This is a genomic window from Saliniradius amylolyticus (assembly GCF_003143555.1).
Taxonomy (GTDB): Bacteria; Pseudomonadota; Gammaproteobacteria; order Enterobacterales; family Alteromonadaceae; genus Saliniradius; species Saliniradius amylolyticus.
In genome coordinates this window covers 1,976,566-1,990,661 of record NZ_CP029347.1, presented here as the reverse complement: position 1 = coordinate 1,990,661, position 14,096 = coordinate 1,976,566, and the positions used below count along the sequence as shown (strand labels likewise).

Annotated in this window: 15 protein-coding genes and 3 tRNA genes; 15 read left to right on the top strand and 3 right to left on the bottom strand. The window is 50.4% G+C overall.

Features of this window, described 5'->3' with window-relative positions; translation table 11 throughout:
- Position 1: 1 nt before the first annotated feature.
- The 14 genes from ruvC (at position 2) to HMF8227_RS09185 (ending at position 10,421) form a co-directional block, all read left to right on the top strand.
- The gene (ruvC, locus tag HMF8227_RS09250) at positions 2–526 is read left to right on the top strand and encodes a crossover junction endodeoxyribonuclease RuvC (protein WP_109339912.1); all 525 of its coding nucleotides are present in this window, start codon (positions 2–4) and stop codon (positions 524–526) included.
- Between the two features lie 21 nt (positions 527–547).
- Positions 548–1,168: a Holliday junction branch migration protein RuvA gene (gene ruvA / locus HMF8227_RS09245; RefSeq protein WP_109339911.1), complete on the top strand. Its 621-nt coding sequence runs from the start codon at positions 548–550 to the stop codon at positions 1,166–1,168.
- Complete coding sequence (ruvB, locus tag HMF8227_RS09240; RefSeq protein WP_109339910.1) at positions 1,168–2,175, top strand: Holliday junction branch migration DNA helicase RuvB; 1,008 nt, start codon at positions 1,168–1,170, stop codon at positions 2,173–2,175. Before ruvA ends, ruvB begins: the two co-directional genes overlap by 1 nt.
- 855 nt (positions 2,176–3,030) lie before the next feature.
- Entirely contained in the window at positions 3,031–3,444 is a 414-nt protein-coding gene (gene ybgC / locus HMF8227_RS09235; protein WP_109339909.1) for a tol-pal system-associated acyl-CoA thioesterase, read from the top strand.
- On the top strand, positions 3,434–4,120 hold the full coding sequence (gene tolQ / locus HMF8227_RS09230; protein WP_109339908.1) for a protein TolQ: 687 nt from the start codon (positions 3,434–3,436) through the stop codon (positions 4,118–4,120). Before ybgC ends, tolQ begins: the two co-directional genes overlap by 11 nt.
- Positions 4,121–4,123: 3 nt before the next feature.
- Entirely contained in the window at positions 4,124–4,546 is a 423-nt protein-coding gene (gene tolR, locus HMF8227_RS09225; protein WP_109339907.1) for a protein TolR, read from the top strand.
- A complete protein-coding gene (tolA, locus tag HMF8227_RS09220) occupies positions 4,546–5,352 on the top strand; it encodes a cell envelope integrity protein TolA (RefSeq protein ID WP_109339906.1) in 807 nt (268 codons plus the stop codon). The genes tolR and tolA overlap by 1 nt, the downstream gene beginning before the upstream one ends.
- Complete coding sequence (gene tolB / locus HMF8227_RS09215; RefSeq protein ID WP_109339905.1) at positions 5,352–6,710, top strand: Tol-Pal system beta propeller repeat protein TolB; 1,359 nt, start codon at positions 5,352–5,354, stop codon at positions 6,708–6,710. The genes tolA and tolB overlap by 1 nt, the downstream gene beginning before the upstream one ends.
- Before the next feature lie 39 nt (positions 6,711–6,749).
- Complete coding sequence (gene pal, locus HMF8227_RS09210; RefSeq protein ID WP_109339904.1) at positions 6,750–7,289, top strand: peptidoglycan-associated lipoprotein Pal; 540 nt, start codon at positions 6,750–6,752, stop codon at positions 7,287–7,289.
- 19 nt (positions 7,290–7,308) lie between these two features.
- A complete protein-coding gene (gene ybgF / locus HMF8227_RS09205; protein ID WP_109339903.1) occupies positions 7,309–8,055 on the top strand; it encodes a tol-pal system protein YbgF in 747 nt (248 codons plus the stop codon).
- Between the two features lie 135 nt (positions 8,056–8,190).
- Positions 8,191–8,266 (top strand) — tRNA-Lys (locus HMF8227_RS09200).
- Between the two features lie 35 nt (positions 8,267–8,301).
- Positions 8,302–8,377 (top strand) — tRNA-Lys (locus HMF8227_RS09195).
- Between the two features lie 614 nt (positions 8,378–8,991).
- A complete protein-coding gene (nadA, locus tag HMF8227_RS09190) occupies positions 8,992–10,041 on the top strand; it encodes a quinolinate synthase NadA (RefSeq protein WP_109339902.1) in 1,050 nt (349 codons plus the stop codon).
- A gap of 289 nt (positions 10,042–10,330) precedes the next feature.
- A tRNA-Ser gene (locus HMF8227_RS09185) sits at positions 10,331–10,421 on the top strand.
- A gap of 309 nt (positions 10,422–10,730) precedes the next feature.
- On the opposite strand, the gene HMF8227_RS09180 is transcribed toward HMF8227_RS09185, so the two are convergent.
- From HMF8227_RS09180 to HMF8227_RS09170, 3 genes are all read right to left on the bottom strand, one after another.
- Complete coding sequence (locus tag HMF8227_RS09180) at positions 10,731–11,738, bottom strand: cupin-like domain-containing protein (protein WP_109339901.1); 1,008 nt, start codon at positions 11,736–11,738, stop codon at positions 10,731–10,733.
- A 223-nt stretch (positions 11,739–11,961) separates the two neighbouring features.
- Positions 11,962–12,441, bottom strand: a complete 480-nt coding sequence (locus tag HMF8227_RS09175; protein ID WP_109339900.1) for a hypothetical protein — start codon at positions 12,439–12,441, stop codon at positions 11,962–11,964.
- A gap of 102 nt (positions 12,442–12,543) precedes the next feature.
- Positions 12,544–13,422, bottom strand: a complete 879-nt coding sequence (locus HMF8227_RS09170) for a LysR substrate-binding domain-containing protein (protein ID WP_109339899.1) — start codon at positions 13,420–13,422, stop codon at positions 12,544–12,546.
- A gap of 236 nt (positions 13,423–13,658) precedes the next feature.
- On the opposite strand from HMF8227_RS09170, the gene HMF8227_RS09165 reads away from it, so the two are divergent.
- Positions 13,659–14,000, top strand: coding sequence for a hypothetical protein (locus HMF8227_RS09165; protein WP_109339898.1), 342 nt, complete (start codon positions 13,659–13,661; stop codon positions 13,998–14,000).
- The last annotated feature ends 96 nt before the right edge of the window (positions 14,001–14,096 follow it).

The window sequence follows — 14,096 nt, the reverse complement described above, 5'->3', positions numbered from 1 at the left end:
CTTGGCCATTATTCTGGGCATTGATCCTGGTTCGCGTATTACCGGTTACGGAGTATTGCGTCAGCAAGGCAGCAAGTTTGAGTATCTGGGCAGTGGCTGTATCCGTCTTGGAGAAGGCGAGTTAGCGGGCCGTTTGCAGAAGATCCACGATGGGGTCAGTGAGCTTATCAGTCAGTTCCAGCCCGACACCTTTGCCATCGAACAAGTATTTATGGCCAAAAATCCGTCATCGGCGCTGGTATTGGGGCATGCTCGTGGTGCGGCCATCGTGGCGGCCACCAATCAGGCTTTGCCGGTGTATGAGTATTCGGCGCGTCAAATCAAGCAGGCAGTAGTGGGTAAGGGCAGTGCCGGTAAAGAGCAGGTGCAGCATATGGTGAGCTACCTGCTGAAGTTGCCTGCGTCCCCGCAAGCCGACGCTGCCGATGCTCTGGCGGTGGCCTTGTGCCACGGCCATACCCAACAGAGTTTGATTAAACTGTCCGGACAGGCCAGTAAGACCGTGCGCGGTCGCCTGCGACAATAACAATAACGAGGTAAACTCATAGTGATAGGACGTATTCGCGGCACCCTGATCGAGAAACTCCCCCCCGAGGTGTTAGTGGAAGCTGGTGGAGTGGGGTATGAGATTCAACTGCCTATGAGCAGCTTTTATCAGTTGCCGGAAGCCGGTCAGGAGACCATTATTTACACCCATTTTGTGGTGCGTGAAGACGCCCAGTTATTATTCGGTTTTGCCAGCAAAGGCGAGCGTGCGGTGTTTCGTGAACTGATCAAAGCCAATGGTGTTGGACCCAAGCTGGGGCTGACCATCTTGTCCGGTATGTCTGCCGAGCAGTTTATGCATTGTGTGCAAAACTCGGACGTGAACGCGCTGGTAAAACTGCCTGGTGTAGGCAAGAAAACGGCCGAGCGTTTGGTGGTGGAACTTAAAGACCGATTAGAGAAGCTGCATACCTCTGGCGGCGCGGTGGACTTACCGGTAATGGATAGCACGGGCGTGGAGAATACCTTTGTTACCACCGACGATCCCAGAGATGAGGCCATCAGCGCCTTGGTGGCTCTGGGCTATAAACCGGCTCAGGCCGACAAGGCGATTAAAAAGATTGCCAAAGAGGGACAGTCCAGCGAAGATCTGATCCGTGAAGCATTAAGAGCGATGGTGTAATGATAGAAGCGGATCGACTGGTACAGGCAGCGGAAACGGGTGAAGATGAGGTAGTGGATCGCGCGATCCGGCCTAAGTTGCTCAGCGATTATACCGGGCAGGACCATGTGCGTGAGCAGATGGAAATCTTTATCCAGGCGGCGCGCAATCGCCGTGATGCACTGGATCATCTGCTGATCTTCGGTCCTCCGGGACTGGGTAAAACCACATTAGCCAATATCGTCGCCAACGAGATGGATGTGAACATCAAGACCACCTCCGGGCCGGTGCTGGAAAAGGCCGGCGATCTGGCGGCATTACTGACCAACCTCGAAGAGGGCGATGTGCTCTTTATCGATGAAATCCACCGCATGAGCCCCATGGTGGAAGAGATCCTTTACCCTGCCATGGAAGATTACCAACTGGATATTATGATCGGTGAAGGGCCAGCGGCTCGCTCCATTAAACTGGATTTACCGCCTTTTACCCTGATTGGCGCAACCACTCGTGCCGGTTCCTTGACCTCGCCATTGAGAGATCGTTTCGGCATTGTACAGCGACTGGAGTTTTATCAGGTGAAGGATTTGACGCGCATTGTGCAGCGTTCGGCGTCGTACCTGAATCTGAATATGGATGAACCCGGAGCCGTGGAAGTGGCGAAGCGTTCACGGGGCACGCCTCGTATCGCCAACCGTCTGTTAAGGCGGGTTCGGGACTATGCCGAGATTAAGGCCGATGGCCATATCAGTGCTGAAGTGGCTGCTAAAGCCCTGGATATGCTGGATGTGGATAACGAAGGTTTCGATACCATGGATCGCAAGTTGCTCCATGCGATTATTGATAAGTTTACCGGTGGTCCGGTCGGGCTGGATAATCTGGCGGCCGCCATTGGTGAAGAAAAAGACACCATCGAAGATGTGATTGAACCTTTCTTGATTCAGCAGGGGTTTTTACAGCGCACCCCACGGGGACGCATGGCGACCCAAAGAGCTTTCTTACATCTGGGGCTGAATTATAACGGCGATTAGTTGGCTGGCTCTTCCGGCCGGACGCTGAGGAAAAAAACACGAGATAGCACAAGGAATAGCTGGGTAAAGAATCGGCGTTGTTCTGACTCTGGCTGATGTTCGCTACTCTTACATATTCATTCATCCTCAGTCTATCCAACGAATTGCTCCCTGGCATCGTAATTTATCGCTTTAAAGAATCATTGGCTGCGAGCTCTCGCCAATGGCAGGCGCGGTTCGCCCTCGGCCTCGCGTTCATCCCACTCGGAGAGATGTTAAATCCCCCTCGTGCGCAGTGCGCACCATGATTCACCCCTGGGCATCGCCGCTCCTACGCATCCATGCGTCCGCGGCATACCGTTCATCGTGAACATAAAAAAAAGCCCGCCTAAAAGGCGGGCAAAGCAACAAGTGTTGAAGGAAAAGAAAACTCTTCCAGGGAACATGTCAACAGGAGATATGACACACTGCATCTGGCTAATGAAGAGGATGACTTCAATGCGCTAGCTCAGAATACGGAGCGTATTTTAGGGAAGATGGCCTCATAGGACAATTGAGTTTTTTTACTATTTATCATTAGTAAAACTAATGTGTAAATAGAATGTGTCTGCTGGATATTTCATCGTTTTTCAATCTTTGTTCTCTATAAACCTTTCTGTGTAAGGGGTTATAGGTTTTGGTTGAATATTAAGCGCAATACAAAAAGTATGGCAATTTTTCTTTGGAATGGAATTTCATCAGGCTGAATACTTATGCAGTCTTTGGTTCTTTATAAATATACCTATAAGGTTGAATAGGTCTTGGGTTTAGGCGTTAAAAACCGGTATTATTAGGGTCGCGACGACGTTTTATGCTGGCTTAAAATAAGGAAAGGTATTGCAAATAACAACTCAACATGAGCATCCTATCCGCGTCTATTACGAAGATACGGATGCAGGCGGCATTGTTTATTATGCCAATTATCTCAAGTTTATTGAGCGGGCCCGAACCGAGTGGTTAAGGTCACTGGGCATAGAACAAGATGTACTATTGGAACAATCCATCGCCTTTGTCGTCAAAGGGGTGACTATAGATTATCGCCAGCCTGCACGGTTTAACGAGAGCTTGAGAGTTCTAAGTCAGGTAGTAGAATTAAAGCGCGCCAGCATCCTGTTCGTGCAACAGGTAATAAACGACCATGATAATGTGCTGGTTAATGCGCAGGTTAAGGTGGCTTGTGTGGATCTTGAAACCATGCGTCCCAAGGCCATCCCACAGTTTGTTTTAGGGGAATTGTCCGGTGTCAGGTGAAATGTCATTTTTTGGCCTCTTTATGCAGGCCAGTTTTCTGGTGCAGCTGGTTATGCTGCTGTTGTTGGGCATCTCTGTGGTGTCCTGGACGCTGATTTTTCAGCGTTCCAAAGTCTTAGGCTCGGCGCGCAATGAAATGCGTAAGTTTGAGGATAAGTTTTGGTCTGGAGGCGATCTCAATCGCCTCTATCAGGAGCTGGCGGCGCGCAATAACCTTGCTGGCGCAGGTAGTATTTTTGTGGCTGGCTTTAAAGAGTTTATGCGCTTGCGCCAGAGTGCATCGGCATCGCCACAGGCAGTAATGGATGGGGCTTATCGTGCCATGCGCGTATCTCTGAGCCGTGAAGTGGATAACCTGGAAAAGAGCCTGCCCTTTTTGGCTACGGCTGGTTCTATCAGTCCCTATATCGGTCTGTTTGGTACGGTGTGGGGAATAATGAACGCCTTTATTGCCTTGGGTGAGGTGAAACAAGCGACTCTGGCAATGGTGGCCCCCGGCATTGCGGAAGCCTTGATCGCTACAGCCATGGGCTTGTTCGCGGCCATTCCCTCGGTGATAGCTTATAACCGTTTTAGCCATCAGGTGGAGAAGATTGAAAACGGCTATCTGAACTTTATGGAAGAGTTCTCGGCTATTCTGCATCGTCAGTCTCACAGTTCCTCCAACGCCGGGTAAGCCATGTACGAACGTAAGCGGCGTCGTCCGGTATCCGAAATTAACGTGGTGCCCTATATCGATGTGATGTTGGTGCTGTTGATCATCTTTATGGTTACGGCACCTTTGATCTCACAAGGGGTGAAAGTGGACCTGCCCAAGGCAGAGGCGAATCCGCTGGATGAGGACTCCAAACCACCGTTAGTGGCGTCGGTGGATGCGGATGGTAACTACTACATTTCCATTGGTGATCAGCCGGACGAGCCTATCAATGGTGAAGACCTGGCCACTCGGGTGGCAGCTCACCTGCAAAATGAGCCTGACACGCCAGTGGTGGTCAAAGGCGATGGCGCGGTGGCATATAACCAGGTGATCCAACTGATGGTGCTATTACAGAATGCCGGGGTACCCTCGGTAGGACTGATGACCGATTCGCCGGAGTCTTGATGAAGCTGTTTCGGTCAGCCCTGACCAAATCCGTATTACTGCATGCGCTGATATTGGTGATGCTGCTGTTTAGCGTCGATTTTCATACGCCTAAACCTCAGACTCAGGCTACACCTCAGGTGCAAGTAATTGAAGCCGTGGCCATCAGTGAGCAGGCGGTTCAAAAACGAATCGACAAGATCAAAGAGGCCAAGGCCGCGCAACAACGTGCCGAGCAACAACGCATCGCCGAGCAGCGCCGTAAGAAGCGTGAAGCTGAGGCCAGACGTTTAAAGGCCAAGCGTGAAGCAGAAGAAAAGGCGCGGCGTTTAAAAGAGCAGAGACTGGCGGAAAAGCGTAAGGCAGAGGCTGAAGCCAGACGAAAGCGAGAGGAAGAAGAGCGCCGTCGGCAGGAAGAGGCCGAGCGTAAAAGACGAGAACAAGAGGCGGCGGAACGCCGCGAGCGGGAAAGGGCCGAGCAGGAGCGACGTTTACAGGAACAGCTAGCTGCAGAGCAAGCCGCGCGGGCCCGGCGCAACAGTCAGCAGGTGCAGTCGGAACTGCAGAAGTACCGAGCTTTGATTCAGCATACGATTCAGCGGCATTTGATTGTGGATCAGTCAATGAAAGGCAAATCCTGCCGTTTGAATATTCGCTTGGCTTCCAATGGTCTGGTGACTCAGGTTAAGGTATTAGGTGGTGACCCCATCGTATGTCGAGCGGCACAGAACGCAGTGTATAAAAATGATACCCTGCCGGTATCCGATGACCCGGATGTCTATGCGCAGCTTAAAGATATTAATTTAACGGTAGAACCCAACTTGTGATGAAACGACAATTAAGTGCATTTGTAATCTTGTTTCTGGCGTTTTTCAGCTCCAAGGCTCTCGCCACACTGGAAATAGTCATTACCGAGGGCGTCGATAGCGCTCGTCCTGTCGCCGTCGTACCTTTCGAGTGGAAAGGGGCGGGGCCGATGCCGCAAAGAATCTCCGAGGTGATTGCCGCCGATTTAAGACGTAGTGGTAAATTTAACCCCATCCCTGCCGGGAAAATGCCGCAAATGGTTAGCCGGGATGCGGATATGGATTACGCCGCCTGGGCGGCGACGGGTGTGGAAGCCGTATTGGTTGGCAGTGTCGAGCCCAGAACGGTAGATACTTATGCAGTGAGCTTTGAGCTGGTTGATGTGGTGCGCGGGCAGATCACCGGAGGTTCGGCCCAGGTACTCAAAGACGGTCAGCTTGTGGACAGTCAGGATCATGTCCTGGCAAGTCGCCAGCATATTATTAATGGCGGTGAGTTTCGCCGTCACGCTCATCGCATCGCCGACGTGGTATATGAAAAACTTACGGGTGAACGAGGCGCTTTCCTGACTCGCCTGGCTTATGTGGTGGTGCGGGATCGCAATCGCTTTGATTTCCCCTACCAATTAGTGGTGTCGGATTATGACGGCGCCAACGAGGTGGTACTGCTGCGCTCCAAAGAACCGTTGATGTCACCGACCTGGTCGCCAGACGGGACGAAGCTGGCTTATGTCAGTTTTGAGAATCGTCGCTCGCAGATTTTCATGCAGGATATCTACACCATGGAACGTACCCGTCTGACTAACTTCCCAGGCATTAACGGGGCACCTCAATTCTCGCCCGATGGCAGACAGTTGGCGATGGTGTTGTCCAAAGACGGTAACCCGGAAGTCTATGTGATGGACCTGGCCAGTCGCCAGCTTCGTCGTATTACTCGTAACCGGACCATCGATACCGAGCCAAGCTGGTCACCGGACGGCAAAAATCTGGTATTTACCTCAGAGCGGGGTGGTAAAGCACAGCTTTATCGCGTAAATTTATCCTCGGGCAAGGTCCGTAGATTAACATTTGATGGGGATATGAACCTTGGGGGCACAGTGACGCCCAATGGTGAAGAGCTGGTCATGGTGAATCGCACCAATGGCAACTACCACATCGCCAGACAGAATCTGGAAGACAATGTGATGCAGGTGTTAACTCAAACCTATTTGGATGAGTCACCGAGTATTGCACCGAACGGTAGTATGATCATTTACAGCACTTTGCACGGGAATACTCAGGTATTGTCGCTGGTATCGCTGGATGGACGCTTTAAGGCTCGGCTGCCGGCCTCAGACGGGCGGGTAAAATCGCCGAGTTGGTCGCCATTTTTAGACTGAATTTAAGTAACCTATTTTACAACAATAAGGAACACCAGAATGCAATTAAACAAAGTATTCAAAGGTATGGTTATTGCGCTGCCTGTCGTAACACTGATGGCTTGTTCTTCAAGCAGCCAGGTTGAAGACCAGGCTTCAACCAACCAGACTCAAGCTTCTCAGGAAGCCGATCAAGGCTCCAATGTTCAGACTCAGCCCATGGAGAAGATGAAGTCTCCTGAAGAAATCAAGCGTGAGAAGCTGGAAGCTCTGAAAAATGAGCAGGTGGTTCACTTTGAATTTGACCGCTCTACTATCCAGCCTGACTACTACAGTATTCTGAATAAACACGCCGAATTCCTGGTTAACAACCCGGAAGAAACAGTCACTATTGAAGGCCACTGTGACCAACGTGGTACCCCTGAGTACAACATTGCTTTGGGTGAGCGTCGTGCAAAGTCTATTTCGACCTATCTGCAAAATGCCGGTGTGTCTGCCTCTCAAATCTCCATCGTATCTTACGGTGAAGAGAAACCGGTTAATACTGCTCAGACGCAAGCCGCCTTTGCCGAGAACCGTCGCGGTGTTCTGGTCTACTAATCAGTAAGAGAGCATTACCATGTTGAAACGCAGTTTAATGACTGTCAGTTTCATGTTGTCAGGAGCCGCCGTTTGTGCGGCTCCTGCGCCTGTAACTGATGTTAATAGCCAGCCACTGGAAGAAAGAGTGGCGACGCTGGAAAGGATTGTTAACTCCCGTACTGGCACCCAGCAGCGAATGCAGCAGCGCTTGGATGAGTTGCAAAACGAAGTCAATGAACTGCGTGGAAGCGTAGAAGTGCACAGCCATAAGCTGGAGCAAATCCTGGAACGTCAGCGTGAGCTCTATCTGGAAATCGACAAGCGCATCCAGGAAGTAACGCAGCGTCAACAGGAACCCTCTCAGCCATTGGTCTCTGAGCCAACAGCATCCAGTACGGCAGCACCTCAGAGTGAGGATCAAGCCTATGACCATGCGGTGAACCTGATTCTGAAAGAAAAGCGTTATGACGATGCCATTCCGGAGTTTAAAGCGTTTCTTAGTAACTACCCGGATTCAGAGTACGCCCCAAATGCCCATTACTGGTTGGGACAGTTGTTGTTTAATCAGCAGCAATGGAGTGAGTCTGAGAACCACTTCGAGCGGGTGGTAAATGGTTTTCCTGAATCCAGTAAGCGGGCGGATTCTATGTTGAAGCTGGCGATGATTGCTCAGAATCAATCGAACCTGGCTAAAGCCAGGCAGTTATTTGAGCAGGTCAGTTCGGAGTATCCGGACTCATCGGCTGCCAACCTTGCCAAGAGTCGTCTGCAGAGTCTTAAATAGGGTGAATTATTGGAATTTGCCTAGTTTTAGAGCAAACAGTCAGAAAACTGTCATTTAATGACAATTAGCGGTTGCGCAAGGCGCATATTTCAGTAATATATGCGCCCGTCGCTTGGGGCGGCAAACAACGGAAAAGGGTCGTTAGCTCAGTTGGTAGAGCAGTTGACTTTTAATCAATTGGTCGCTGGTTCGAATCCAGCACGACCCACCATTTTCCAAAGTTTCCCAGTGTGACTATCCCTCAGTGGGTCGTTAGCTCAGTTGGTAGAGCAGTTGACTTTTAATCAATTGGTCGCTGGTTCGAATCCAGCACGACCCACCACTTTTTCCTTAAGCTTTACTCCTTAATCAGCGATTTATTTAACAGAGATTGTCATCGTTCTGGATGAGAACCAGCGAAGCGGTTCGACTAAAACGCCGGGAGCGTTTTAGAACGTCGAAGCTTAGCGACGACGGCCCGAAAGGGCAAAGTACAGGAAGTACTTTGTAATCCAGCACGACCCACCACTCTTTCCTTAAGCTTTAATCCTTAATCAGCGATTTATTTAACAGAGATTGTCATCGTTCTGGATGAGAACCAGTGAAGCGGTTCGACTAAAACGCCGGGAGCGTTTTAGAACGTCGAAGCTTAGCGACGACGGCCCGAAAGGGCAAAGTACAGGAAGTACTTTGTAATCCAGCACGACCCACCACTCTTTCCTTAAGCTTTAATCCTTAATCAGCGATTTATTTAACAGAGATTGTCATCGTTCTGGATGAGAACCAGCGAAGCGGTTCGACTAAAACGCCGTTAAACGAATGAAGTATCACGCTCAGCTGACGTCAATTCCCGGGAACCTCTTGAAATCCGCTACTGCCAAATAGACATAGTAACTATGTCATTTTTTACGGTTGCGGTATAATTCGCGGCCATTTTATCCAGTGAGTGGTTCAACGATGCAAGCACAGACCATTGATAATCTTGATTTCACCTTCCCGCCTAAGCCTCGGCCGCTGAGCGAGGAGGAAAAGGCGGACTATAAGGCTCGTATCAAAGAGCTACTCAAGGCTCGTAATGCCACGTTAGTAGCGCATTACTATACCGACCCAGAAATCCAGGCTTTGGCTGAGGAAACTAACGGCTGTGTGGCTGACTCTCTGGAGATGGCGCGCTTTGGTCGTGATGTGGAGGCTGACACCCTAATAGTGGCTGGTGTCCGCTTTATGGGGGAAACAGCTAAGATTCTAAGCCCGAATAAAACGGTATTGATGCCGACTCTGGAAGCCACCTGTTCACTGGATATTGGCTGCCCTGCGGATGAGTTCAGTGAGTTTTGCGACCAACACCCTGATCGCACCGTGGTGGTTTATGCCAATACCTCTGCCGCCGTTAAGGCTCGCGCCGACTGGGTAGTGACATCCAGTATTGCGCTTGAAATTGTTGAACACCTGGACAGTCAGGGTAAGAAGATTCTGTGGGGGCCGGATCGCCATCTGGGTAACTACATTCAGAAACAAACCGGCGCCGATATGCTGATGTGGCAGGGCGCTTGTATCGTGCATGACGAGTTTAAGGCCAAGGCGCTCGGGCAGCTAAAACAGATGAATCCGGACGCAGCGGTACTGGTACATCCTGAATCTCCTTCAACCGTGGTGGACATGGCCGATGCGGTAGGTTCTACCTCGCAATTGATTAAAGCGGCACAGACCATGGACAACAAACGCTTTATTGTCGCCACCGACAAAGGCATCTTCTATAAGATGCAGCAGTTAGCCCCAGAGAAAGAATTTATCGAAGCGCCTACGGGGGGTAACGGAGCTACCTGCCGAAGTTGTGCCCATTGCCCCTGGATGGCGATGAACGGGTTGCAGGCCATTGAACAATCATTGGTGGACAATAGCGGTCACGAGATCTTCGTAGATGATGAGCTCAGAGATAAAGCGCTGGTGTCTCTCAACCGTATGTTGGATTTTTCAGCGAAGTTGAAGCAAGAGGCCAGCGCCTGAGCAGAATGGTGCTGGTAGCAAATATTGCTATTTTGCTTACTTTCCCTGCAATCAGGCTCGAAAGGCTAATTTCTTCTTGATAAACATAGGCGTTTTCCCTACACTACGCCGCGCTTATCAGGGTGTTTGATGCCTTGAAACACAATTTGGTGAGGTGGCTGAGTGGGTAAAGACCGCAGTCATCTCGGGGCAACTTAACGTTGCGCCGAAGCGGGCTGAACGCGAGGTCGTGGATGACCGAGCTGGGAGCCTGTGTCAGGGAAGCCAAAAGATTCCTGAAACAACAAATGGTGAGGTGGCTGAGTGGTCGAAAGCGCACGCCTGGAAAGTGTGTATACGTTTGTAGCGTATCGAGGGTTCGAATCCCTCCCTCACCGCCATATTTAAACAAAAACGCCTCGGCAATTGCCGGGGCGTTTTTGTTTAAATCCGGTGATGGGTGGACTTGGTTCGAAGCCTGGTTCGACCAAAACGCCGGGAGCGTTTTGGAACGTCGGAGCCTTGGCGACGACGGCCCGAAAGGGCAAAGTCCAGGATGTACTTTGTAATCCCGCCCTGCCTTTTATTTATCTGCTTTGTCTCTCGGCATCCGCAGGAGCGTTGTTGTTTAAACGTGGTGGTGGGTGGACTCTATGTATCGTTTTCGGTACTTTAATGGCACGTCAGAATACTAAGAGTGAGTCACAGCATCACAAACGTGACTTCAAATAGGCGAATACTTGTTTTCTCTGCTCGGGCGATAACCGAGTGATAATATCTCTTAAATCGTCCGGTAAGTGCTCTTTAGGGTTACCACTAGTGTGGAAGACAAAGTAATCAAAAAGGTGCTTCCAGGCTTCCCGGGTGGCTGTGTCCAACTCGGATATACTCAGCATGCTGTGCATTAAGCTGGTATTTGGAGAGACGTTATTATCGCTAAGTCCACCCCACCAGTAATTGATTAAAATATTGAGTGAGTCCATTGATTCGACGCCGTGCCACCAGGGTGTGGGTATGTAAATGACATCCCCGGGCTCAAGCACAGCTTCTTGCGATGCCGCCATGGCCTTTTGGAATCTGGGGTAGCGTTCCAGGTCTGGGTCTCTGATATCTACCAGGCTTGTGGGTACTCCACCGGGGGAGTTCAGCATCGGGCCCACATAAAGATTTGCAACCTGCTCAGGCGGGTAAAGCGTAAACCTGCGTCTTCCGGCAACGACCGCCGCAAAGTTAAAGTTGATATCGAAGTGAGGCGCTACTAATGCCTCGTTGCCCAGCCACATAGTTGGCGGTACATGACTGTCTAATAGGGGCATGGAGTGATCGTCAGTGAAGCCAGGCAGAACCTTGTTCACGGCGGCCGCCTGCACGGAAATTGCCGGGGACTGAGGTTTATTGCGTTGAGACAGCAGGAAATCTAAGGTCGATGATAAGCGGGTCTGACGACGCTCAAAGTTAACACCATTAAAACCGTCATCGTAGGAAAATCCACCGGCAATGTGAGGCGAACCAATGATGGTATAGACGGGCGATCCATCATCCAATGACTTGATAAAGTCAGTGACTTCCTGGGGGCCTTTTTTGCCTGCTTCAACGACTGGCCAGTCAGATACGAGCCCGCGCATCACGGCGGGTTGGTTCAGAGGTTGTATTTCATCTTCAAACCGGGACAAGGTGACATTGTGCCACTCCCTGACCTGACTCTGCGAGGGGTTCATATCGGGTCCTTCAGACAGGTTGTCTCATTAAGCAATGATTGTTGCTAGCGAATCAATCTGGCTTTATGGGCTTCATCATATATCGCTGCAACAGCGGTGATAAGGTACATGGAGTCACCCATGAGTTCAACGGCTTGGGGCGGGGGAGTGGTTCTATTCTATCTCGGTGACTATTTATATAGCCGCAGGGGAGGCGCCCCTTACTGCAGGGGCGCTGTGTGTTTTAGTCACTAAGCTGCATCTGGTTTTTTGCCGTCTGCAAGTTGGCTTCTACGTAACTGTTGGGCGACATTATAGATGCCTCATACAGGTCTGAGATAGCTGCGGTGTGTTTCGACAACTTCAGACGTGCCATTGCACGATTACTTAATGCAAACGATGTGAGTTCTTTTCGGGTATGAGCGGGAACATCCATCTCATTCGAGAACGTAAGCGCTTTACTGCAAAGCGTTTCAGCTTCTTCATAGCGACTAAGGCGAATGTTAGCGACACAGCGGTTGACCTCACTAACAAATAGCGCATTGGGACTGTCGACCTTGCCAGATTTTGACTCCAGCGCCTTTTGGTAGTGCCCCGACTCGATGAAGTTCGCTAAGTCGCCATCATCAATGATCATCAGTTTATAAGCATCGGTGATAGCCCAGGTGCTCGTGCTCATCATACCAACAGTCAGTAGCAGTGTTTTTAGGGTTAACGGTTTCATCGGTGTTCTCCTTTGTTGACATCAGCCTCGCTGACACCCTTACTCTATTGCGACCCTGTTAAAGCGACAAACGATAAAAATCACAGCGACGGTTGAGATAAATTAACTCATGTGTGAAAAAGTCTTAACTATCCACTCGGCAAAGCTTTTTAAAGCAGAGTTGGCTACTGTGGCCTCGTGTTGAACCAGATAGTATTTGTCCCGCGTTGGTAGCTGCTGAGAAAACATCATGTGCAACCCACCATCATCTAACCAGGACTGACTGATGGGCAAAGGGATTAATGCGATACCCATCCCTTGCTGTGCGGCACGGGCAACACCAAACATACTGTCAATTTGCAGGATCTGTGAAGGGGCGAAATCATCGATGCCCACCTTTTCTGCCCATTGGTGCCAAGCCCAGGGCCGTGCCCGGTGGAGGATGAGTGGGACCTGATTCAAACATTGATAATTATCACGTTGCCAGGTTTTTAAAAGTTCGCGATTGGCTACCGGCAGGTAAGACAGTGCGAATAAGGCACGAGCGATTCCTTCCGTGGGTTGATGCTGAGAAAGAACGACTGACAAGTCTGTATGGCTGGCGTTTTCACTTCGGGTTCTAACCGTGTTGACCTGTAAGTTGATTTCCGGGTGAGCCTGCGTCCACTGGCTCAGCTTGGGCATTAACAACTCACTGGCAAAGAATTCGGGTAACGCAATACTGATCTGTTGGTTTTGTTGCTGCTGACTGAATTGATTAATCATGTTGGACAGATCTTCGATCAATGGGGCGACCGCCTCATAAAAATTCTTTCCCGCCGGGGTCAGGGCAATAGAGCGTGTCTGGCGGTGGAACAGACTCAGCCCCAGCTGCATTTCAAGTTGTTTAATTTGGTGGCTGACCGCAGACGGGGTCAGATAGAGTTGCTCAGCGGCTTTCTTGAAGCTCAAGGTGCGCGCCGCTACACAGAAGGAGCGTAATCCGCGAATGGGCGTGTGCATAGTCAAATCCGTTCCCTGTTAAACGCAGCACTTTTGCAAATGCCAGGCCACCTTTTATCTGCACGGTTTTATTGGGACTGAGGCGCTACCTGAGGCATGACCATCTCACTACAATGGCGCAAGTGCGCCGAAATGGTGCGTGAACGGCTTAATATGAATCATTGACTCCGGTTCTGACTTTACTTCTGACGAAAAAACCATTAGTTTTTCTGTGTTTTCTTTGCTTGGGAAGATTTATGACGCGGCAATTTTCGACACTGCTATTGATGCTGGCTTTGATTTGCCAGTCTTTGGCCTTTGTCGCTATGGCCTGCGAAGAGGAGCATGTTATTGCTTCGGGTGATTCCCAAATGAGCGTGATGCATCATGATATGGGTACGGATAGTACCAGTACACAGCATCCCTGCTGTAATGACGATGAGCAGTGCCCTCAGGAACTGTGTGGTAGCCACTCTGGTGTTATGACTTATCAATGGCGAGCTGTACCTCTCTCAGCATCGACCCGTATTGAAGCAGGCATCACCGAACCCCCGTTGAGTCCTGCCCGCTCTTTGTTCCGCCCACCGATTTTCGCCTGATATAGGGATAGTGCGTCCATTTTTTGCCCGGGCGTATCTTAAGAGTCAGTAAATAACCGACTGGCAAACATCACATTCTTTATCAGGTGAGTCACT